This window comes from Sorangium sp. So ce590, assembly GCF_051521365.1.
Lineage (GTDB): Bacteria > Myxococcota_A > Polyangia > Polyangiales > Polyangiaceae > Sorangium.
Genome location: NZ_CP150346.1, coordinates 3,047,126 through 3,069,216, shown reverse-complemented (window position 1 = coordinate 3,069,216; position 22,091 = coordinate 3,047,126). Strand labels below are relative to the sequence as shown.

General features: G+C 74.5%; 15 protein-coding genes. 8 read left to right on the top strand and 7 right to left on the bottom strand.

The genetic code is table 11. The features are described from left to right. Nucleotides 1-30 precede the first annotated feature (30 nt). A complete protein-coding gene (locus tag WMF28_RS11745; protein WP_437602274.1) occupies nt 31-774 on the bottom strand; it encodes a YqjF family protein in 744 nt (247 codons plus the stop codon). A gap of 124 nt (nt 775-898) precedes the next feature. Between WMF28_RS11745 and dhaK the strand changes: the two genes are divergently transcribed. The 3 genes from dhaK to ptsP are packed head-to-tail and all read left to right on the top strand — an operon-like array spanning nt 899 to nt 5,004. Then, complete coding sequence (dhaK, locus tag WMF28_RS11740) at nt 899-1,900, top strand: dihydroxyacetone kinase subunit DhaK (protein WP_437602273.1); 1,002 nt, start codon at nt 899-901, stop codon at nt 1,898-1,900. 3 nt (nt 1,901-1,903) lie between these two features. After that, a complete protein-coding gene (dhaL, locus tag WMF28_RS11735) occupies nt 1,904-2,551 on the top strand; it encodes a dihydroxyacetone kinase subunit DhaL (RefSeq protein WP_437602272.1) in 648 nt (215 codons plus the stop codon). Then, nucleotides 2,548-5,004: a phosphoenolpyruvate--protein phosphotransferase gene (gene ptsP, locus WMF28_RS11730; RefSeq protein WP_437602271.1), complete on the top strand. Its 2,457-nt coding sequence runs from the start codon at nt 2,548-2,550 to the stop codon at nt 5,002-5,004. Before dhaL ends, ptsP begins: the two co-directional genes overlap by 4 nt. Nucleotides 5,005-5,466: 462 nt before the next feature. Here the strand turns inward: ptsP and WMF28_RS11725 are convergent, their stop codons facing one another. The 3 genes from WMF28_RS11725 to wecB form a co-directional block, all read right to left on the bottom strand. Further along, nucleotides 5,467-7,107 carry a pentapeptide repeat-containing protein gene (locus WMF28_RS11725; protein WP_437602270.1) on the bottom strand — a complete coding sequence of 547 codons (1,641 nt, stop codon included), beginning with the start codon at nt 7,105-7,107 and terminating at the stop codon, nt 5,467-5,469. An 11-nt stretch (nt 7,108-7,118) separates the two neighbouring features. Continuing rightward, nucleotides 7,119-7,661, bottom strand: coding sequence for a Type II secretory pathway pseudopilin (locus tag WMF28_RS11720; protein ID WP_437604246.1), 543 nt, complete (start codon nt 7,659-7,661; stop codon nt 7,119-7,121). A 340-nt stretch (nt 7,662-8,001) separates the two neighbouring features. Further along, complete coding sequence (wecB, locus tag WMF28_RS11715; RefSeq protein WP_437602269.1) at nt 8,002-9,120, bottom strand: non-hydrolyzing UDP-N-acetylglucosamine 2-epimerase; 1,119 nt, start codon at nt 9,118-9,120, stop codon at nt 8,002-8,004. A gap of 212 nt (nt 9,121-9,332) precedes the next feature. Here wecB and WMF28_RS11710 point away from each other — a divergent pair, with 212 nt between their 5' ends. From WMF28_RS11710 to WMF28_RS11700, 3 genes are read left to right on the top strand one after another with little or no spacing between them, the layout of a single operon-like run. Beyond that, complete coding sequence (locus tag WMF28_RS11710; RefSeq protein ID WP_437602268.1) at nt 9,333-11,111, top strand: protein kinase domain-containing protein; 1,779 nt, start codon at nt 9,333-9,335, stop codon at nt 11,109-11,111. Next, nucleotides 11,108-12,139, top strand: coding sequence for a hypothetical protein (locus tag WMF28_RS11705; RefSeq protein ID WP_437602267.1), 1,032 nt, complete (start codon nt 11,108-11,110; stop codon nt 12,137-12,139). Before WMF28_RS11710 ends, WMF28_RS11705 begins: the two co-directional genes overlap by 4 nt. After that, nucleotides 12,139-13,581, top strand: a complete 1,443-nt coding sequence (locus WMF28_RS11700) for a hypothetical protein (protein WP_437602266.1) — start codon at nt 12,139-12,141, stop codon at nt 13,579-13,581. The genes WMF28_RS11705 and WMF28_RS11700 overlap by 1 nt, the downstream gene beginning before the upstream one ends. Before the next feature lie 129 nt (nt 13,582-13,710). Here WMF28_RS11700 and WMF28_RS11695 read toward each other — a convergent pair whose 3' ends face one another. After that, nucleotides 13,711-16,542 carry a cation-translocating P-type ATPase gene (locus WMF28_RS11695; RefSeq protein WP_437602265.1) on the bottom strand — a complete coding sequence of 944 codons (2,832 nt, stop codon included), beginning with the start codon at nt 16,540-16,542 and terminating at the stop codon, nt 13,711-13,713. A gap of 349 nt (nt 16,543-16,891) precedes the next feature. On the opposite strand from WMF28_RS11695, the gene WMF28_RS11690 reads away from it, so the two are divergent. After that, a complete protein-coding gene (locus WMF28_RS11690; RefSeq protein WP_437602264.1) occupies nt 16,892-18,052 on the top strand; it encodes a glycosyltransferase family 4 protein in 1,161 nt (386 codons plus the stop codon). Between the two features lie 25 nt (nt 18,053-18,077). Here the strand turns inward: WMF28_RS11690 and WMF28_RS11685 are convergent, their stop codons facing one another. Together WMF28_RS11685 and WMF28_RS11680 are read right to left on the bottom strand one after the other, a co-directional pair. Next, nucleotides 18,078-19,322, bottom strand: a complete 1,245-nt coding sequence (locus WMF28_RS11685) for a glycosyltransferase family 4 protein (RefSeq protein ID WP_437602263.1) — start codon at nt 19,320-19,322, stop codon at nt 18,078-18,080. Between the two features lie 247 nt (nt 19,323-19,569). Beyond that, entirely contained in the window at nt 19,570-20,316 is a 747-nt protein-coding gene (locus WMF28_RS11680; protein ID WP_437602262.1) for a class I SAM-dependent methyltransferase, read from the bottom strand. A 57-nt stretch (nt 20,317-20,373) separates the two neighbouring features. Here WMF28_RS11680 and WMF28_RS11675 point away from each other — a divergent pair, with 57 nt between their 5' ends. After that, a complete protein-coding gene (locus tag WMF28_RS11675; protein ID WP_437602261.1) occupies nt 20,374-21,972 on the top strand; it encodes an oligosaccharide flippase family protein in 1,599 nt (532 codons plus the stop codon). Nucleotides 21,973-22,091: the final 119 nt, after the last annotated feature.

Sequence of the window (22,091 nt, the reverse complement as noted above, 5' to 3'; positions counted from 1 at the left end):
CGCGCCGCGCCGCCGCGCGCGGCGACCGCGTCACGCCGGCGGCGCGACGGGCTTCAGCGCATACACGTCGACGTCCACGCCCGGGCTGTAGAGCACGTGCGGGGCCCCCTGGGGGGCGGGCAAGCCGGCCGCGGCCACGACGCTCTCCTCGACGTGGCTCACCTCGGCCCGGCGGAGCGGATAGGGCGCGTGATGCACCTGCCCGATCTTGAGCGCGCCCCGGCCCGCGGCGAACAGCAGGTAACGCTCGACAAGGAAGTGCTCGAGCGTCCCCGGCGCCGCCGCGCCCCCGTCGATCGCCGCGCCGACGCGATAGCGCGCCTCGAAGCGCGCGGGCACCGGGCCGGGCCAGCGCCGCTCGCTGCGGTAATGGACCTCGCCGTCCCTCGATTCGAGCGCCATCGAGGCGCGGTGATAGGGCAGGTGCCAGCCGGCGCGGGCCACGAGGACCGCGAGGGCCCTGGCCGCGTCCAGGCTGAAGAACCACACGCCCGGGTCGCGCCCCTCCCGGTGCACGTAGGTGCGCACGTTGAGCTCGTGGAAGTTCGAGATCCCCGGCACGCTCGGCGACCACCAGGGGGTGACGTCGCGCATGGTGAAGGCGACGACGCCGACGTAGGCCCTGCCCTCGAACGTGTCGAGCTCGAGCGCCGGCGGCACGACGGCCCGGAGCGCGTCGACCGGCGTCTCCCAGTGGAGGAAGAGCAGATCTCTCCAGCGCTGGAAGCCCGCCGGCCGGCCAGGTGGGCGGAGCGTGGGGGCGAGTCGGTCCATGGCGCCCGCAGCGTAGGACAGCGCCGCGGAAAGATCTCCTCTCGCGGCGGGCGAGGGCCTGGGGATATCCTGCGCCCGGAAGACGAAGCGGACGGGAACCGGATGTAGACGGAGCGGAGGCAGGATGAAGAAGCTCATCAATGCGCCGGACGATCTGGTCGGCGAGGCGCTCGAGGGCATGGCGCTGGCCCACCCCGAGCTCCTCCGGGTGAACGCCGCGCCGCTCTTCGTCACGCGCGCGGAGGCGAAGGGCAAGGGCAAGGTCGCCCTCCTCTCGGGCGGGGGCAGCGGTCACGAGCCGCTGCACGCCGGGTTCGTCGGGCGCGGCATGCTCGACGCCGCCTGCCCGGGCCCCGTGTTCACGAGCCCGACGCCCGACCCGATCTTCGAGGCGACGCGGGCCGTCGACGCCGGCGCCGGCGTGCTCCACATCATCAAGAACTACACCGGCGACGTCATGAATTTCGAGATGGCCGCCGAGCTCGCGCGCGAGGCCGGGCTCCCGGTCGAGGGCGTGATCGTGAACGACGACGTGGCGGTCGAGGACAGCCTCTACACGGCCGGACGGCGCGGCGTCGGGACCACCGTCCTCGCCGAGAAGATCTGCGGCGGCGCCGCCGAGGCGGGCCGCCCGCTCGGCGAGGTGGCGGCGCTGTGCCGGCGGGTGAACGCGAACGGCCGCAGCATGGGGGTCGCGCTCTCCGCGTGCACGGTGCCGCACGCCGGCAAGCCCTCGTTCGAGCTCGGCCCGCGTGAGATGGAGGTCGGCATCGGCATCCACGGCGAGCCCGGCCGGCGGCGGGCCCCGCTGGAGCCGGCGGACCGCGTGGCCGAGATCCTGATGCAGCCGATCCTCGACGACCTGCCGTTCAAGCCGGGCGACGACGTGCTCCTGTTCATCAACGGCATGGGCGGGACGCCGCTCATCGAGCTCTACGTCGTTTACCGCAAGGCCCACGCGATCGCGCGCGAGCGCGGCCTCACGGTCGCGCGCAGCCTCGTCGGGTCGTACATCACGTCGCTGGAGATGGCCGGCGTGTCGGCGACCGTCCTCCGGCTCGACGAGGAGATGATCCGCTGGTGGGACGCGCCGGTGCACACGCCGGCGCTCCGCTGGGGGGCCTGAGCCATGCAGACCCTGAGCGGCGAGCACATCGCGGCGTGGATCGAGCGCGCGGCCGAGGTCCTGGAGCGCGAGAAGATGTTCCTGACCGAGCTCGACGCGGCGATCGGCGACAGCGACCACGGGATCAACATGGCGCGCGGCTTCGCGGCGGTGCGCGCCCGGCTCGGCGGCCTCGATCGCGGCGACGTCGGCGCGCTCCTCAGGGAGGTCGGGATGACCTTGCTGTCGACCGTCGGCGGGGCGAGCGGGCCGCTCTACGGCACGCTGTTCCGCGACGCGGGCCAGAGGGCGGCCGGCGCCGCGGCGCTCGACCTCGCGGCCCTGGCGGGCTGCCTCGAGGCGGGCCTCGACGGCGTGAAGCGCCGGGGCAAGGCGTCGCCCGGCGACAAGACGATGGTCGACGCGCTCGTCCCTGCGGTCGACGCGCTCAAGGCCGCGCTGAGCGCGCCGGGCGCGGCGGGCGGGCCGCTCGGGGACGCGCTCGGCCGCGCCGCCGAGGCGGCGCGGGCCGGAGCCGAGGCGACCGTGCCGCTCGTCGCCCGCAAGGGCCGGGCGAGCTACCTCGGCGAGCGGAGCGCTGGGCACCAGGACCCCGGCGCCACGTCGTGCTGGCTCTTGCTGCGGAGCCTGGCCGCGACGGCAGGCGCATGAGCGGGGCGGCGGGCCGCGTCGGGCTCGTCCTGGTCTCGCACAGCCGCGCGCTCGCCGAGGCCACCGAGACGCTGGCGCGCCAGATGACCGGCGAGTCGGTCTCCATCGCGTGCGCGGCGGGCGCGGGCGACGGCGGCGCCGAGCTCGGCACCGACGCGACCGCCATCGCCGCGGCGATCGAGCGCGTCTGCGGGCCGGCCGGCGCCGTCGTGCTGATGGACCTCGGCAGCGCGATCCTGAGCGCCGAGACGGCGCTCGAGCTCGTCGACCCGGAGCTCGGCGCGCGCACGCGCCTCACCGGCGGGCCGATCGTGGAAGGCGCGGTCGCCGCCGCCGTGCGGGCGGCGGCGGGCGGCACGCTCGAACAGGTCGCCGCCGACGCGCGGCAGGCGCTCGAGCCGAAGGCCGCGCAGCTCGGCGAGGCCGAGGGCGCCGCGGCCGCGACGGCGGCAGCTGCGGCCGCGACCGCCGCCGTCGCTCCGGCCGTGACGGCCGACCTCGCGATCGCCGATCCGAGCGGCCTGCACGCCCGCCCGGCCGCGCAGCTCATCGCGCGCGCGGCGACGCTCGACGCGGCGATCACCCTGGAGAACGTGACCGCCGGCCGCGGCCCGGTGGCGACCTCGAGCCTGATCGCGCTCGCCTCGCTCGGGGTGCGCCGCGGCGACGTGCTGCGCATACGCGCGACCGGGCGGCAGGCGGCCGAGGCGGTCGAGGCGCTCGCGGCGCTCGTGCGGCGCGAGGCGCCGGCGGGCGCGGCGGCGGCGTCCGCGGGCTCCGGCCTCGCCATCCCCGTCGCGCCGGGCGTCGCGCTCGGGCCCCTCGTGCGGCTCGTGCGATCGACCCCGGAGGTCCCCGAGACCACGATCGACGACACCGCGGCCGAGGCCGAGCGGCTGCGGCGGGCGCTCGAGATCGCCGCGCAGGACCTCGGCAGCGCGCTCCGCGGCAGCGACATCCTCGATGCGCACCAGGCGCTGCTCTGCGACCCGGCCCTCGTGGGCGCGGCCCTCTCGCGCATCGAGCGGGAGCGCCGCAACGCCGCCTGGGCCTTCCGCCTGGCCATCGAGGCCGCGGCCGCGATCTACCGGCAGCTCGACGACCCCTACCTGCGGGCGCGCGAGGCGGACGTGCACGACGTGGGCGACGCGGTGGTGCGCGCCCTGCTCGGCGGCGCCGCGGCCACGGTGCCCGACGGGCCGCCGGCCGTCGTCGTGGCCGACGACCTCACGCCGTCGGAGGCCGCGCGGCTCGACGCGGCGCGCGTGCTCGGGGTCATCGACCGGCGCGGCGGCCCCACGTCGCACGCCGCCATCCTGCTGCGCGGCGCCGGCATCCCCGCGGTCGCGGGGGCGGCGGCGCTGGTGCCCGAGGCCGGCGGCGCGCGCGCCGGCCTGGACGGCACGACCGGCGAGGTGTGGCTCGACCCCGATCCCGAGACAACGGTCGAGATCGAGCGGCGGCAGGCGGCCCTCCGCGCGTCGCGGCGGCCTCCGGGCGCCCGCGATGGCCGCGTGCGCCTCGCCTGCGGTCGGGAGGTCGAGCTGTGGGCGAACGTGGCCGGGCCCTCGGACGCGCGCGCCGCGCGCGAGGCCGGGGCCCTCGGCATCGGGCTGCTGCGCACCGAGATGCCGTTCCTGGGGCGCGTGGATGAGCCCGACGAGGACGAGCAGGCGGACCTGCTCGCGGAGATCTTCGCGGTGTTCGCCGGCGCGCCGATCGTGGTCCGCACGCTCGACGCGGGCGGCGACAAGGCGCTGCCTTACCTCGGGCTCGACGCCGAGACGAACCCCAGCCTGGGCGTCCGCGGCGTCCGCCTCTCCCTCGCGCGGCCGGCGCTGCTCGAGGCGCAGCTCCGCGCGATCCTCGTCGCCGGGCGCGGCCACGACGTCCGCGTCCTGGTCCCGATGGTCTCGACCGCCGCGGAGGTGGCCGCGGTGCGCGCCGCGCTGGGGCGCACGCACGAGGCGCTCTCGGCCGCGGGCAGGCCGCACCTCTGGCCCGTGGCCACGGGCATCATGGTCGAGGTTCCGTCGGCGGCGCTGATGGCCGAGCGCCTCGCGCGGCAGGCCGATTTCTTCAGCATCGGGACCAACGATCTGACGCAGCACACGCTGGCGGCCGAGCGCGGTCATCCGCGGCTGCATGCGCTCGCGGATCCGGCGCACCCGGCGGTGCTGCGGCTCGTGCGCGCGGTGGTGGAGGCGGGGCACGCCTCGGGGCGTCCCGTCTCGGTGTGCGGCGAGGCCGCCGGCGATCCCGGCGCCGCACCGCTCCTTGTCGGCCTCGGGATCACCCGGCTCAGCATGTGCGCCTCCGCGTTCGACGCGGTGGAGGACGCGCTCGCCGGGGCCTCGTTCGCCGAGCTCGCCGCCGTGGCCGAGGACGCGCTCGCGGTCGACGACGCGGCGGCGGCCCGCGCCGCCCGCGCGGCAGCGCGACGTCCGGGCTGACGGCCGGCGGCGCGGAAGGGCCAGCGCGCCGACAGGGATCCTGCTCGGCGACGTCGACGCAGCGCCGACGTCGCCGTTTCCGGTTCCGCGAGGGCTGCCAGCTGCCTCCCGCAGACCGTTTCCGGTTCCACAAGGGCTGCCGGCTGCCTCCCGCAGACCGTTTCCGGTTCCACCAGGGCTGCCGGCTGCCTCCCGCAGACCGTTTCCGGTTCCACAAGGGCTGCCGGCTGCCTCCCGCAGACCGTCTCCGGTTCCACAAGGGCTGCCGGCTGCCTCTCGCAGACCGTCTCCGGTTCCGCGAGGGCTGCCGGCTGCCTCCCGCAGACCGTCTCCGGTTCCGCGAGGGCTGCCGGCTGCCTCCCGCAGACCGTCTCCGGTTCCGCGAGGGCTGCCGGCTGCCTCCCGCAGACCGTTTCCGGTGTACGCGCCCTTTCCGCGCCGTGGTCGCCGACGCGCCGCTCGCTACAGCGCCCCTGCCGGCGGCGCGCCCTCGTGCGTGGAGCGGGCGGTGGCGTCCGCCGCCGGCTCGGGCGCGCGGGCCGGATGGCCGAGCAGGCACGTGCCCTCCCCGGGCAGCTCCGTCGCCGGATCGCACTCGGCGAGCTCCCAGCCGCGCGCTTGCTCGGCGTCCGTCCCGGAGAGGTCGGCGCCCCGGAGGTTCGCGGCGCTCAGATCGGCGCCCTCGAAGGTCGACTCCATCAGGGCAGCGCCCGAGAGGTCCGCCCCGACGAGGCGCGCGTTCCGGAAGCTCGCCTGGGTGAGATCGGCGCGGGAGAGGTCGAGCCCTGACAGGTCCCGCCCGTCGAAGCTGCGGTGGCCGCTCCGCGCGAGCAGGCGCACGGCGGCAGACCGGTGCGCGGCGTCTGCCGAGGAGAGCGTGGCGCGCAGCCGGAAGACGGCGAGGCGCGACGGCTCCAGGCCGTGGACGAGCGTCGCGGCGAGCACGGCCAGCACGAGGCGGGCGCCGAGGGAGCGCGCGGCGCCGCGCTCGGTGCCGAAGGGCGGGAGCGCGAAGGTCAGGAGCGCCGCGCCCAGCGCGCCGCCGGCGTGCGCCGCCCAGAGGAGCCCGGGCGACGGGACCTTCGCCAGGGCGACGGCGGTCGCCAGGACGAGGAGCAGCGCACCGCCGGCGAGCGCGAGGCGGAGCTCGAGCGAGCGCATGAGCAGGGGCGCGTCCGGCGCCGGGCGTGGGCCCGCGGCCACGGCGGCGCGGCGGACCGGCGACGGCTCGGCCGTCTCGCCGGCGCGGCGCGCGGTCCCGGCGGCCGCGCCGGGGCGAGCGGCGTCAGGCGCCGCGGCCAGCCGCTGCGAATCGGGAGGCGCGGACAACCGTTGCGACGACGGCGCCGCGGACATCCGTTGCGACGACGGCGCCGCGGACATCCGTTGCGACGACGGCGCCGCGGACATCCGTTGCGACGACGGCGCCGCGGACATCCGTTGCGACGACGGCGCCGCGGACATCCGTTGCGACGACGGCGCCGCGGACATCCGTTGCGACGACGGCGCCGCGGACATCCGTTGCGATGACGGCGCCGCCTCCAGCCGCCGCGAGTCCGGCGCTTTCCCCGGCGCGGTGGAGCGGCCCCGCTCCGCGCTCGCGGGGCCGGCGTCCGCGCTCGCGAGCGCCTCGCGGAGCGGCGAGGCGAACGACGCGATGTCGTCGAACGACGCGCCCGCGCTCGCGAGCGCCAGGACGGCCTCCTCGTCGAGGCCGGAGCGCACGCACGCCGCGGAATCGACGCGCGCGCCCGCAAGCGAGCTCGCCGACGAGAACGAGCGCGGGAGCTTGGCCCCGCGCAGATCCGCGGCCGTGAGCAGCGCCCCGCCGACCAGCGCCCCCGAGAGATCGGCCCAGCGCAGGTCGGCGCCGGTGAGGTCGGCGTTGACGAGCGACGCGGCGTCGAGCCGCGCCCCCGCGAGGTTCGCGCCGGCGAGCTTGGCCCCGTCGAGGCGCGAGCCCGCGAGGTTCGCGCCCTGGAGATCGGCGCCGAGCAGGTGCGCCGCCGCGAGGTCCGCGCCCGGGAGCTCGATCGCGGCGTCCTCACCTCCGCGGCGCGCCGAGAGGGAGCCGAACAGCCTGTGCAGCGCCGCGGTATCCACAGCAGCGCCGCCTACTCGTCCGGGTCGATGGTGCCGATCGCGCTCGCGAACACCACCTGCCCGTCCTTCATGTAGCCGTCCAGCGCGAACCACGCATGGATGCCGTCGGCGTCGAGATCGCCTCGCGCGTAGGCGGCCCACCGGCGCTCCGGCGGCACGTCCGCCGGCCACGGAGAGGCCGACACAGGCATGGGAGAGCCGCCGAGTCGATATCGATACTGGTACGACTGAGGTTGACTGATCTCGAACCCAAGGCACTTCCAGCCCACCGTCGGGCTCCCTGTGTTGTAATCCACGCCCGGGCTGGGATCGGGCTGATACTTGATCCCCTGGACACGATAGAACGCGTTGGGCACCGTGACAGCATCGCTGCACAGCGGCTGGGCCGCCGCGCCATCCGAGCGCGCCTGGAGGCGATCCGCCGAGGCGACGACGGCCCTGGCGATGCCGCCGATCGTCTGCTTGGCCTCGGCCGACTTGGCGAGCACCAGATACTTGGACACCCCCTGCGTCGCCAGCGCGGCCAGGAGCGCCACGAGCCCGCCCGCGAGCATCACCTCGACGAGGGAGAAACCTCGTCGACCCCGCCCCCGAGGTGCCCTATCGACTCCAGCGCGGAGGTCCCTTGCCACGATACACCTATAACCGGACGATGGTTCGCTGAACAGCCGGAATCCTGGGCGATAGGCCGCAGCAAGCGCTGTTGGGTCGGGTGTTGTGGGGTGCGCGGTCTCGCAGGCGCCGCGCACCCGACGTTGGCCACGTTGGCCACGTGAGCGGCACCGCGGCTCAGCGATGAGCGCGCGTGGCGCGCCCTGCGTCCGGAAGCGGGCGAGCTGTTCGGAGCGGCCGCGAGCGCGGCGGATGGGGACGTGGCTCAGACGGGAGGTCGGCTCAGGCGCGCGGGCCGGCGGTCTTGGGGGGCGGGTCCCCCGCGAGGAAGGCCTCCAGCGCGTCGGCGATGCGCTCGCCGGTCTTGCCGTCCCACCCTTCGGGCACGGTGCCTCGCTTGCCGCGGCCGTCGAGGATGGCGTCGACCTCGCGCGCGATGAGGGCAGCGTCGAGCCCGACGACGGTGTTTGTGCCCTGCGTCACGGTGATCGGCCGCTCGGTGCCCTGACGCATCGTGAGGCACGGGATCCCGAGCGCGGTCGTCTCTTCCTGGATGCCGCCGGAGTCGGTGGCGACGAGCAGGGCATTGCCCATCACGGTCACGAAATCGTCGTACCCGAGCGGCTCCATGATCCGGAGCCCCTGGGTCTCCCGGAGGCGCGACGACAGCCCGAACGACTCGGCGCGCGCGACCGTGCGCGGGTGGACGGGGAACACGGTCGGCAGGCGCCGCGCGATCGCGGCGAGCGCGTCGAGCGTCTCGGCGAGCCGCTCGGCGCTGTCGACGTTGGCGGGGCGGTGGAGCGTCGCGATCGCGTACCTCTTGGGCTCGAGGCCGAAGCGCGAGAGCGCGTCGGTCTGCCGCTTGAGGGCGTAGTGGACCGAGTCGATCATCACGTTGCCGACGAACCGGATCCGCTCCGGGGCGATGCCCTCGGCGAGCAGGTTGGGGCGGGCATCGTGAGAGGGCGTGAGCAGGAGATCGGAGAGCTGGTCGGTGAGGACGCGGTTGATCTCCTCGGGCATGGTCCAGTCGCGCGAGCGAAGGCCGGACTCCACGTGGACGACGGGGATGCCGAGCTTCGACGCCGCGAGCGCGGCGGCCAGGGTGCTCGTGACGTCGCCGACCACGACAACCACCTTGGGACGGTGCTCCATCAGGTCGGCCTCGGCGCCGACGAGGACCGCGGCCGTCTGCTGGGCGTGGGAGCCGCCGCCCGCCTTGAGCGTGTGATCCGGCGTCGGCAGGCCGAGGTCCCGGAAGAACACGTCGCTCATCGTCGTGTCGAAGTGCTGGCCTGTGTGGAGCAGCCGCATCGGTAAGCCGCGCGCCTTGAGGGCGCGGCAGATGGGTGCGAGCTTCATGAAATTCGGGCGCGTCGCGGCGACGAGGTAGATCATCTCGACCGAGGAGCATGCCGCGGTATGCGGCGCGGCACCAGCGTTTTGAGGGCGCCGGGGGCGCGCCGGGGTGTCTTCGCGCGTCTCGCGCGTCTCGCGCGTCTCGCGCGTCTTGCGTGTCTTGCGCGTCTCGCGCGTCTCGCGTGCCTTGCGCCCTCGCCACCGCGCCGATAGCCTGCCCGTGCCGAGCCCGTCGCCGACCAGGCAGCGCCATGAGCATGCCAGATGATCTTCCGCTTCAGACAGGCGACATCCTCAAGGGAAAGTACCGTGTTGTCCGGGTGATCGGCGCGGGCGGCATGGGCGCCGTGCTCGAGGCGCATCACCTCGTCCTCAACCAGCGTGTCGCGATCAAGGTCGTGCTCCCCGACGCGGCGAAGCGCGCCGCGAGCGTGGAGCGCTTCCTGCGAGAGGCGCGCGCGGCGAGCAGCCTGCGGAGCGAGCACGTGGCCCGCGTGCTCGACGTCGACACGCTCGACGGGGGCCTGCCCTATCTCGTGATGGATCTCCTGGAGGGCGCCGATCTCTCGGACCGGCTCCGCTCGGAGGGGCGCCTGCCGGTCGAGGAGGCGTGCGAGATCGGCGTGCAGATCTGCGAGGCGCTGGCCGAGGCGCACGCGCGCGGGATCGTGCACCGGGACATCAAGCCGGGGAATCTCTTCGTCGTGCGGCGCGCCGACGGCAGCCCCCTCGTCAAGGTGCTCGACTTCGGCATCGCCAAGCACATCGGGCCGGCGGAAGCGATGAGCGCAGACAGCCTGACGAGCCAGGACGCCCTGGTGGGCTCGCCGCTCTACATGTCGCCCGAGCAGATGCGCTCGTCCCGCGCCGTGGACACGCGCAGCGATCTCTGGTCGCTCGGCGTCGCGCTGTACCAGGCGCTCTCCGGCAAGCTGCCGTTCGAGGCCGAGACGTTCGGGGAGCTGATCCTCTGCGTGATGCAGGAGCGCCCCGCGTCGCTGTCGTCCCTGCGCGCGGAGGTGCCCGAGGCGCTGAGTCGAGCGGTGATGAGGTGCCTGGAGCGAAGCCCCAGGGATCGATGGCAGGACGTCGCGCAGCTCGCGGCCGCGCTCGCGCCGTTCGCTCCGGCGCGGTGCCGGCCGCTCGTCGAGCGCGCCGAGGCGACGCTCGCCGCGAGCGAGCGCGGGGCGCGCCCGGCCCTGCCGCACGGGCAGGCGCCGGCGGTCGGCCTTGGCGCCGCCGCGGGCACGCCGCTCGTGGCCTCGGCGACCCAGCCGGCCGCTCCCACCTTGCCGGCGGCCTCCACCCTGCCGGCCACCCCGCTCGTCTGCGCCGCGGGCACCCCGCCCGCCGACTCCACCCAGCGGCTCTTCACCGCAGCGGGCGCGCGAACGGCGGACCCGGGGCCGTCCGTCGCGTTGCGCGGCGCCAGCGATCCGGCGGCCGACCCCGGTTCCACGATCGCGTCCGCGCCGACCATGACGCAGACGGCCGCGCCGTGGTCGGACAGCCGGCGGCCGCCGGAAGGGCGAGCGCATCCGCGCTGGCCCCAGTGGGCCGGTGCCGCCTCGGTGATCGCGGGGCTGGGCGTGGCGGCGCTGCTCTGGACGCGCCAGGAGCCGGCCGCCGAGACCGAGGACACGGCCGTCGCCGCGCCGCCGCCGCCTCCGGCGCAGGCTTCGCCTGAGCCGCTCCCGCCGCCGGCTGCGCCCGAGGCGGTCCGGGCGCAGCCCGCGCTCGACCCGCTCCCGCCGCCGCACGCCCCTGCAACGGGATCGTCGGCCGCCGCGCTCGCGGGTTCGACCGCCCCCGAGCCGGCCGACCTCACGGCTGCACCGGTCGCTGCGACCGCATCGCCGCCCCGCAGCGCCCCCACCCGCGCTGGAGCCTCCCCTCGCGATGCGCGCGCCGCGGCGCCGCGACCCGCCGCTTCCGCCTCCGCCTCCGCCTCCGCCTCCGCCTCCGCTTCCCCTTCGGCAACCGGCGCGCCGGCGGGCGACGGCGTCCCCAACTACGGTGGGCGCAAATGAGCCGGCGCCGCGCGGCGAGGCTGGGCGCCGCCGCGATCGCGGGGGCGCTCGCGGCCATCCCTCGGCCGACGCACGCGCAGGCGGGCGGCGATGCCGCGGCGGCGGAGGTCCTCTTCGAGCAGGCGATCGCGCTGATGAGGCAGGGCAACTACGAGCAGGCGTGCCCGCGGCTCGCGGAGAGCCAGCGGCTCGACGCCGGCGTGGGCACGCTCCTGTACCTCGCCGCCTGCTACGAGCGGCTGGGCAAGACCGCGAGCGCATGGGCCACCTACCGCGAGGCGGCCGACGCGGCCCGCCGCCACGGTCAGGCCGACCGCGAGCAGAAGGCCCGCGAGGGCGCCGCCGCGCTCGAGGCGCGGCTGACACGGCTGCTCGTCGAGGTCCCCGCGGACAGCGCCGCACCGGGGTTGTCCGTGCGGCGCAACGGCCAGGAGCTCGCCCAGGTGCTCTGGGGGACGCCGATGCCGGTCGATCCGGGCGCCTACACGGTCGAGGCGAGCGCGCCGGGCAGGCTCCCGTGGTCGACGACGGCGGCGATCGACCCGGCCGGCGGCACCGTGACCCTCACCGTGCCGCCCCTCGACGCGGCCCCGCCGCCGCAGGGCGCGCCGCCCGCGGCCGCTCCCCGGGATGCCCCGGCCGCGCAGACAGCGCCGCCTGCGCGCCCCGCGCCTCCGGACGCGGCCGGCATGCCCGCGCAGCGGCTCGTCGCGCTCGTCGCGGCCGGCGCCGGCGTGGTCGGCATCGGGGCGTCGGTCGGCCTGGGGTTCGGGGCACGGGCGCGCTTCCAGGACGCGGGAGCGCACTGCGACGGCGACCTCTGCGACGACGACGGGATCAAGATCCGCGACGACGCCATGGATCTGGCGCGCGCCGGCACCGTCGTCTTCCTCGTGGGCGCGGCCGGGCTGGCGGCGGGCGGGGTCCTCTGGTTCACCGCCCCGTCGCCCGACGCGGGCGCCGGCACGCGCCCGGCGATCCAGGTCGGCCTGGGGCCGCTCGGCCTCTCGCTCGGAGGACGATTCTGATGCGCACGGCCGGCCCTGCGCGCCTGCTCGTGATGGCCGCGGCGCTCCTCGGCGCAGCGGGATGCGACGTGGTCTTCGGCATCAGGCCCGGAGAACCAAGGCCCTCCAGCGGCAGCGGGGGCCAGGGCGGCAGCGGCGGCCAGGACGGCAGCGGCGGCCAGGACGGCAGCGGCGGCCAGGGCGGCAGCGGCGGCCAGGGCGGCAGCGGCGGCCAGGGCGGCAGCGGCGGCCAGGGCGTGCTCGACGTCGCGGGCCGCATCACGTCGGACACCACCTGGACGTCCAGCCGCCCTCCCCGGCTGCGCGCGCCCGTCGTGGTGGAGGCCGGCGCGACCCTCACCATCGAGCCGGGAACGACCGTCCTGGCCGACGAGGGCAGCCTCCTCGCCATCAAGCCCGGCGCGCGGATCCTGGCGAACGGCACCCGCGAGGCGCCGATCGTGCTCACGAGCGCGCGCTCGCCGCGGCGCCCCGGCGACTGGGGCGGCCTCGTGCTCTGCGGCAAGGCCCGCATCAACGCGCCGGAGGGCACGAAGATGGTCGGCTCGTCGCCCCGCTCCCTCGGTCTGCTCTGCGGAGGAGAGGACGACGACGACGACAGCGGCCAGCTGAGCTTCCTGCGGATCGAGTTCGCCGGCGAGGACGTCCGCGAGGGCGAGGACATGGCCGGGCTCGAGCTCATCGGGGTCGGACGCCGCACGTCGATCCATCACATCGAGGTGATTCACGTCACGGACGACGGTGTGTACGTGGTCGGCGGCACCGTGGAGATGAAGCACATCCTCGTGGTCGGCGGCGACGACGACAGCTTTGACTGGGAACACGGCTGGCGCGGCAAAGGACAGTTCCTCGCCGGGCTCAGGACGAGCTTCGACTTTCACGGGAGCGGGATCGAGGGGGACGATCCGGGCGACGACCCGGAGCTCGTGTCGAGCCCCACGCTGTACAACGTCACCCTCCTCGGCAACCTCGACGCCGGCTCCGACGGCGCCGGCATCGAGCTCGGCGGAGGGACGCGCGGACAGCTGCACAACGTGCTCGTGGCCGATTTCGAGAAGGCGGGCGTCCAGGTCCGCGATCGGGCGACCGCCGCGAACATCGCGCCGCGCGCGCTCGACATGACCCATTCCATCCTCGCCAACGAGGCCAATTTCGACAACCTGAACCCAGATCCCGGCGCCGGCGATTACGATGAGGAGGCGTGGATCATGTCCGTGGATCCCGCGCGGTGGAACCGGCAGGAGCGCTCGTCCGCCCTCGGCATCCGGTCGCGCTGGTGGCTCGATCTCGACCTGTCGCTCGAGCCGGGATCGCCGGGGCTGCAGGGCGCCGCGCGGCCCCCGGAGGGCGACCCGTTCTTCGATGCCACCGCGAGCTTCGTCGGCGCCTGCGGCGAGACCTGTCCGGACTTCGAGGGCTGGACCGCGTTCCCCGTCGACTGAGCGGGCGGCGCCCAGGTCCTCCCCGCGCGCAGCCTCGATGGCGCGAGGATCTTCGCCGCGCAGCGCGCGCGGCGCAGCGGCGCCGGCCGCACCTCGTGCAGCCGGCGCTCCCGCCGCTCCCGCCCGCCGCTAGGCGCCGCGGTTCGCCACCGCGGCCGCCACGCCGCGCACGTCGGACGTCGGGGTCCGGCGCTCGCGCTCGCGCTCCGCCGCGCGCCGCGCCCGGCGGAGGCGCCACCACCGCTCGGCGCTCATCACCGGCAGGATCGTCATCGCCACCAGCGTCGACCTGACCCACGTGTCGAGCGGGAGCGGCGCCGAGCCGAACAGCGTGTGCATGAACGGCGCGTAGACGAAGCAGAGCTGCAGCGCGAGGAGCGCGCCGATCCCGACGTAGATCCACGGGTTCGAGAAGAGCCCGATCTTCAGGAGCGAGTCGCGCAGCGACCGGCAGTTGATCACGTAGAAGATCTGGAACAGCACGACCGTCGTGACGGCCGCGGTCTGGGCCTCGCGGTAAGCGACCTCCGAGACGACGCCGTCGCGCACCTCCGTGAAGTACTCGTAGAAGAAGAGCCCGATCGCGCCCACCGTCATGAGCACCGCGACGATCGCCGTGCGCACGAGGACGAACCGGCTCAGGATCGGCTCGCTGGGATCCCGCGGCGGACGGCTCATGACGTCCTTCTCCATCGCCTCGAACGCGAGCGGCAGGGAGAGCGCCACCGTGGCCACCAGGTTGACCCACAGGATCTGGACGGCCGTGATCGGCATGAGCGGCGCGCCGCCGATGACCGGGAAGGTCATCACCGCCACGAGCAGGATCAGCGCCTCGCCCAGGTTCGTCGGCAGCACGAACGCGAGCGCCTTGACCAGGTTGTCGTAGACGCGGCGCCCCTCCTCGACCGCCGCCTGGATGCTCGCGAAGTTGTCGTCCGTCAGCACGACGTCGGCGGACTCCTTCGAGACCGCCGTCCCCGTGATCCCCATCGCCACGCCGATGTTCGCCTGCTTCAGCGCCGGCGCGTCGTTCACGCCGTCGCCCGTCATGGCGACGACCTTCCCCTGGGCCTGCAGCGCCTTCACCAGGCGGAGCTTGTGCTCCGGCGCCACGCGCGCGAACACGTTCGTCGACGCCACCGCCGCGCGCAGCTCGTCGTCCGAGAACCGCGCGAGCTCGGTGCCGTTGATCGCCCGCCCGCCTTCGCCCACGATCCCGAGCTGCTCGCCGATCGCCCTCGCGGTCGCCACGTGATCGCCCGTGATCATCTTCACGGTGATCCCGGCCTCGTGGCACGCCTTGATCGCGTCGATCGCCTCCGGCCGCGGCGGGTCGATCATCCCCTCGAGGCCGAGGAGCGCGAACCCCTCCGCGAGGTGCGCCTCGTCGAGCGACGCCGCGCCGCCGTCCGCGGGCCGCGACGCGACGGCGAGCACCCGCATGCCCTGCGCCGCCATCCGCTCGACCTGCGCCATGACGTGCGAGCGCTCCGCCTCGCCGATCGCGACGCGGCCGAGCACCGCCTCGGGCGCCCCCTTCATGAAGATCACCCGGCCTCCGCCGGGCGCCTCGTTGAGCGTCGCCATGAGCTGCAGCTCGGAAGAGAACGGGACGGCGTCGATGCGGGGGTACTCCCGCCGCGTCCCGTCGGCGTCGACGCCGAGCTTCTGCGCCGCGACGACGAGCGCCCCCTCGGTCGGGTCGCCCTCGATGCCCCCGGCGTCGCCCTCGCGCTTCATGCGCGCGTCGTTGCAGAGCATCCCCGCCCGGAGCAGCGCGCGCACCGCCTCGGGCACCTCGCCGGCCGGCGCGCCGCCGCGGTGGAGCTCGCCGACGGGCGCGTAACCGACGCCGGTCACCTCGAGCGTCTCCTCGGCCTCGCCCCCGGCGGCTCCGGTCGGAGGCGTCCACAGGGCGCGGACCGTCATCTCGTTCCGGGTCAGCGTCCCGGTCTTGTCGGAGCAGATGACGCCCGTGCTGCCCAGCGTCTCGACCGCGGGCAGCTTCCGGATCACCGCCCGGCGCCGCGCCATCCGCTGCACGCCGATGGCGAGCGAGATGGTGATGATCGCGGGCAGCCCCTCCGGGATCGCCGCGACCGCGAGCGAGATGCCCGCGAGCATCGCGTCGACCGGCGGGTAGCCCCGGAGCAGCGCGACCCCGACGATGATGAGCGCGACCGCCACGATGGCGATCGTCAGCACGCGGCCCACCTTGGCCATCGAGCGCGTGAGCGGCGTCTCGATCTCGGTCGCCTCGTGGAGCATCGACGAGATGCGGCCGAGCTCGGTCGCGGCGCCGGTGGCGATGACCACCGCCGTGGCCGTGCCGCTCGTCACGAGCGTGCCGCCGAAGGTGAGGTTCTTGCGGTCGCCGACGCCGGCGTCCTCGGGGACCACCGCGACGTGCTTGTCGGAGGGCACCGACTCGCCGGTGAGCGCCGACTCGTCCACGCGGAGGTTCTTCACCGAGAGCAGCCGCGCGTCGGCGGGGACCTTGTCGCCGGCCTCGATCACCACCACATCGCCGGGGACCACGTTCGCCGCCGGGATCGCGCTCCGCTGGCCGCCGCGCACGACCGTGGCCGTCTGGGGCACCATGTCGACGAGCGCCTCGATCGCCTTGCCCGCGCGGAACTCCTGCACGAAGCCGATCGCGGTGTTGAGCACCACGACCGCCAGCACGACCGCGCCGTCGATCGCCTCGCCCATGGCCATCGCCAGGGCCGCCGACGCGAGCAGCACGTAGATGAGCGGGTCGTTGATCTGACGGAAGAGCAGCTTGAGCGCGCCGTCGCCCTTGGCGCGCTGGATCACGTTCGGCCCGACCGCCTCGAGCCGCCGGGCGGCCTCGCCGTCTGCGAGGCCCGCCTCGGCGCTCTCGCTCTTGGAGAGCGCATCGCTGGCAGACAGGTTGTGCCAGGCGATCGCGGCCGATGGTGGGAGGACGGGTTGGGACATGGAGTCATCTCCTGCGGTGTGCAGCTGCGCTGTGCGCGCCGCGCTCACGGGCTATGGCAGCTTCGTACCACGCGGTTTGCACGTGGCTGCGGCGTTCTCGGCACGTCCCATGCCAGGGCGTCACCGGGCTGTTCAGCATTCCGGTCAGCTCGCCTCCTGGAATCGAGGGAACCTTTTCACCCCGGTGGGGAATTTCGCCCCACTCCGGGACACCGGCGCGCGGTGCCTGCGCAAGACGCGCAGCGGGCGCCGGCGAGCACGCCGTGATCCGCGCCTGACACCCAGCGCGTTGTGGCGTGACACCGGCGCGACGCTTTACGCGGGCGGGGTCGTCCTGTACACGCGCCCCGTGCGTCTGACCGTGCTCCTCCACGGTGATCCGAGGGCCCCGCAGCAGGCCCGCCTCGGCGCCGCGCTCGCCGCCCGGGGCCACCGGGTCATCCTCTGCGACGCGCCCGGGATCGCGGACGTGATACGGCGCGAGTACGGGCAGCGCTGCGAGGAGCTGAGGCTCGTCTCCTCCCTGATCCCCCAGGCGCTCCGGTGCCTCTGGGCGCGACGGCGCGTGCGCGAGCTCGGCGTCGACGTGGTGCACCTGAACTTCCTGCGCCCGTGGCACGACCTCTGGTCGAGGATGCGCGGGGGCCCGCCGATCGTCGCCACGGCGTGGGGCTCCGACATCAACCCCGAGGTGATCCACAAGTCGCGGCGGACGGTCCGCAGGGTCGACCACGTGCTGTCCCACGCCTCGGCCGTCAGCGCCGACAGCGTGCCGCTGCTGGTGAGGGCGCGGGCGCGCATGGGCGAGCGCGCCCGCGGCGTCCCTTGCGAGATCGTGCTCTGGGGCGTGGACCTCGCGACGTTCGAGCGGCAACGGTCGCTCGACGGGGCGGCGCGCTTCCGGCGCGAGCTCGGGATCGAGCCCGGCAAGCGCGTCCTCCTGAGCCCGCGGCAGACGAAGCCGCACTATCACGTCGATCGCATCCTCCGCGCCTTCGCCGCGAGCCGGTGGGCAAGGGAGGGCGTCCTCGTGATCAAGCTGCACGGCCGACGCGAGGAGCTCCCGTACGTGCGGGAGCTGACGTCGATTGTGCGCGAGCTCGACGTCGAGGCCAGCGTGAGGTTCGCGGAGCCGTGCCTGTACAGCGAGCTCCCTGGCCTCTACGTGATGGCCGACGCTGCGGTCTCGCTGCTGGAGGTCGACGGCGTGCCGTCCACGTTCTGCGAGCTCGCGGCGCTCGGCGTGCCGATCGTCGCGAGCGCCCTGCCGGCCTACGAGGGCGTGCTCAGTCGCGATCGCGCGCTCCTTGTCCCAGCCTCCGAGCACGCGGCGCTCGTCGCGGCGCTCGACCGGCTGCTCGACGAGCCCGAGCTCCGGCCGCGCCTCGCGGAGCGCGGGCGCGCGTGGGCGGTGGAGCATGCGGACTGGCAGCGGTGCGTCGATCAGTTCGAGGCGCTTTACCGCGCCGCCATCGCCACCGCCGCGGCGGCCTCGGGCCAGCACGCGTAGCGCTCAGCGCGCCCGCGTGCTGCGCTCAGCGCGCCCGCGCCCCGCCCCGATCGCTGGCGAGGCGCTCGAACAGCGCGACGATCTCGGCGACCTGCGCCTGCCGTGTGAGCTTCGCGATCTCGCCCTCGCGCCGGGCGGGCAGCTCCCCCCGGCGGAAGCGATCGTAGACGCGCTCGAGCGCCAGCGCCCCTAGCTCGACGTCGTCCGTGGGGACCGCCTCCCCTGCCCCCGTCCGCGACAGCACGAGCGCCGCGTCGGTCCCGGGCACCACGAAGGCGAGCACCGGCGGGCCGGCGGCGATGTACTCGTAGAGCTTGCCGGGCGTCGAGAGCGGATCCAGCGCGCACAGCACGAGCGCGTCGGCGTCCCGGTAGCGGGCCACGATCTGGTCGTGCGGCACCGGCTTCTCGACCCGGAGGTGCGGCCGGAGGTGCGGGTACTTCGTGGCCTCCCGCTCTGCCCACGCACCCGCGGGGCTCACGATGGAGAGTTCGAAGCCCGGCAAGGCGCGCCGCGACAGGAGCCGCTCCGCCGCGCGGAACACCGACGCGAGGTTGTAGTCACCGTACATGTTGCCCGCGAACAGGAGCCGGAAGCGACCGCCCCCGTCCGGCCGGGGCGCATAGGGCTCGGCGAAGTCCTCCGCGTCGAAGCCATTCCGCACGAGGCGCACCTTGCGCTCAGGGAGGCCGCGCCGCTCGACGAGCAGCGAGCGGAACGGGTCCGCCGTGACCAGCACCGCGTCGGCGCCCGCGAAGATGCGCTCCTCGATGCGCCGATCCACGCGCTGGCGCATCCGGGCGATCGGGCCCTCGCCGCGGTAGAGCGGCAGGAAATTGTTGTCGGTCCACGGGTCCCTGAAATCGGCCACCCAAGGGACGCCGAGCGCGCGCCGCGCGTGGTCCCCGAGGAGGTGGGCCGTGAAGGGCGCCGACGTGCTGAACACGAGATCGAACCGCTCCTCGCGGAGGATCGTGGAGAGCCGCCGCAGGGCGAAGGGGAGCCAGCCGAGGTACGCGTCGACCGGCAGGGCGCCGAAGAGCGTCCCGAAGCCGACCGCGGCGCGCGTGCGCTCGACGCGGACCCCACGCGGGACCTTGGAGAGGAGGGAGCGGTCGACCGCGGTCCTGCCGCGCTGGCCGGACGCGAGCACCACCGGCTCCCAGCCGAGGGAGGGCGCGATCCGGCTGAGATGCAGGGCGCGCTGCACGCCCGCGCCGCCGTGCGGCGGGTAGAAGTAGCTGATCAGGAGGAAGCGGCGCTGCGGCATATCGGGACCGCGCGCGTGATAACACACGGTCCCACCGCGGTGGCGCCTCTGTCGAAGCGCCCCGCCCCGGCTCACCGCCCCGCCGTGGCGCCCGCCTCGACGTGGCGCCCGCCCCGCCGTGGCGCCCGCCACGCAGAACCGCTACGAGCGCCGCGCGCACGAGCACGAACCGGCTCAGGATCCGCTCGCTCGCCACCCCGGTGGGGCGTTCTGGCGGGGCATTTTGCCTCATCCATCGAGCCAGGGATCAACCGCGCATGTAGGCGAAGGTCCCGTCGATGTTGAACAGCCGGGTCGCCTGAACGAGCTCGGTCACGGTCACGCCCACGCGCGGCAGGAGCCGCTCCGCGACGCCGCGGCTCAGGAGATCCTTGCGGAAGTAGCGCACCTTGCGCGGGGCGACGTACCCCTCGATCTCCGCGAACGTGAGGCGCTGGTACTCGGCGGTGCCGGGGACGTGGCGCCGCGAGATCACGTCGTAGAGGAAGAAGACGCCGCCCGGCTTGAGCTGGGCGAGCGCCTTGTCCACGAGGCGCCGCTTGAGCTCAGCGTTGGTGACCGACGACAGCACGGCGAGCATCATCACCATGTCGAACGGCCCGCCGACATCGGCCTTCAGGAAATCGCCCGCCATGAAGCGGATGCCGGCGAAGCGCGAGCGCGCGATGTCGGTGCGCTGCGCGACGAGATCGATGCCGGTGAGGCGCGAGGAGTTCGCGCCGAGCTCGACCAGCCACGCCAGATTGGAGCCCGACCCGCAGCCCACGTCGAGCACCGACATCTCGCGCAGCGCCTCGTGCGTGCGCACACCGCACGCGACGAGCGCCTCGCGCATGCGGCGCTGCCGCTGGCGCGCGACGAGGTACGGGTACGCATTGAGCAGGCTCGCCCACGGGTTCGCCGGCAAAAAGCGCTCGGTGTAGTACCGGTTGATCGCCTCGAGATCCTGCTGGAAGCCGCTGTCCTCCAGGTCCTGCGAAAGATGATCAGGCATCGCGACTCGCATGCCACGGCGGCCGCCGCGCAGGCAAGGATGTGCTACCGAGCCGCCATGCGGGACGAGCAGCCAACCCAGGTCGCGCCAGGCGCGCCCTCGCGCTCGCCGCAGGCCGCCCGGGAGGCGCCGGCGCCCGCCGAGGCGCAGGGGACGTCGCTCGCCGATCGGATCGGGATGATCGTCGGAGGGCAGTTCGTGAACACCCTCATCGTCCTCGTGCAGGGCGTCGTCGTGGTGCGCCTGCTCGGCAAGGCCGAGTACGGCGTGCTCGCGTTCGCGACGATGCTGTTCATGACGGGGCGCGATCTCGCGCAGCTCTATCTTCCGGAGTCGTTCCTCTATTTTGCGCCCAAGCTGACCCGCGCCGAGCTCCGCGGGCTGGTGCGGCAGAGCATGCTCCTCCTGCTCGGCCTCGGGGCTCTCTCCGCGCTCGCCTTCTCGGCCTTCGCCCTCGTCCCCAGCGTCTTCCTCGACGGCCGCGAGGGCGTCATGCAGCTCCTCCTGCTCATCGGCCTCATGAGCATGATCGCGTACCCGGCGAGCGTCTTCGGCCCGCTCTTCATCGCGACGAACAACCACCGCAAGTCCGCGGGCGTCGCGCTGGTCGTCACGCTGTCGAACGCCGCGGGGGCGATCGGCCCCGCCGCGCTCGGGTGCTCGATCACCTGGATCGTGGCCGCCCAGTGCGCGACCCAGGCCCTCCGGCTCTGGCTCTCGTACCGGCTCTACGCGCGGCTGTTCCAGGACGTCGCCGCGGCTCCGTTCCCGGGCGGCGTCAAGGCGCAGCTCGCCTACGCGCTCCCGCTCTCGGTGACGCGCTTCGCCGGCCTCTTCAACCAGAAGCTCGACAAGGTCGTCATCGGCATCTTCTTCAGCGCGGGGCTGTACGCCGAGTTCGCCGTCGGCGCGCAGGAGCTCCCGCTCGTCAGTATCCTCGCCTACTCCGTCGCCTCGACGATGCTCCCCGACCTCGTCGCCCGCGTCGAGAGCGGGCGGACGCCGGGGGAGGGCGCGAGGGCGGCGATCGACCTGTGGCACTCGGGCATCCGCAAGACGACGCTGATCATGCTCCCGGTCGCGGCGTTCCTCCTCCTCTTCGCCGAGCCGCTCATGCGCACCGTCTACGGCGACGCCTACGCCGGCGCCGCCGTCCCGTTTCGCATCTACTCCGCGCTCCTGCCGCTGCGCGTGACGGCGTACGCGATCATGCTGATGGCGTTCGGGAAGACGTCGATGATCCTGCGGATCCAGGTGCTGTCGATGGTGTTCAACGCCGTGGCGAACCTGGTCCTCCTGCCCACGATCGGCATGGTCGGCGCGCCGCTCTCGGCCGTCTTGACCCAGGTGCTCGTGATCAGCTCGACGGTGGCTTACATCGCGCGCTTCTCCGGCGTCGGCCTGCGCGGCGTCTTCCCGTGGGGCCACTACGGGCGCGTCGCGGCCACCGCGATCGCCGCCGCTGCGCCGCTCACCGCGCTCCTGCTCACGGGCGCGGTCGACACGCGCCCCGCGCTCTGCCTCGCGCTCGGGGCCCCGCTCTACGCGGGGCTCTACCTCGTGGCCGCGCGGGTCACCGGCGTGCTCGCCCCCGAGGACCGGGCGTTCGTGGCGCGCTGGCTCCGCCTCGATCCGCTGCGCAGCCGCCATGGCTGACGCGAGCGCCGCGCTCGACCGACCTGGCCGGGCGATGTGACCGGACCGTTCGAAACCACATCACCTGCCATCGCTGTCTCGGGCGGCAACACGCAGGTTGACGTGGGATCCGCGCGGTC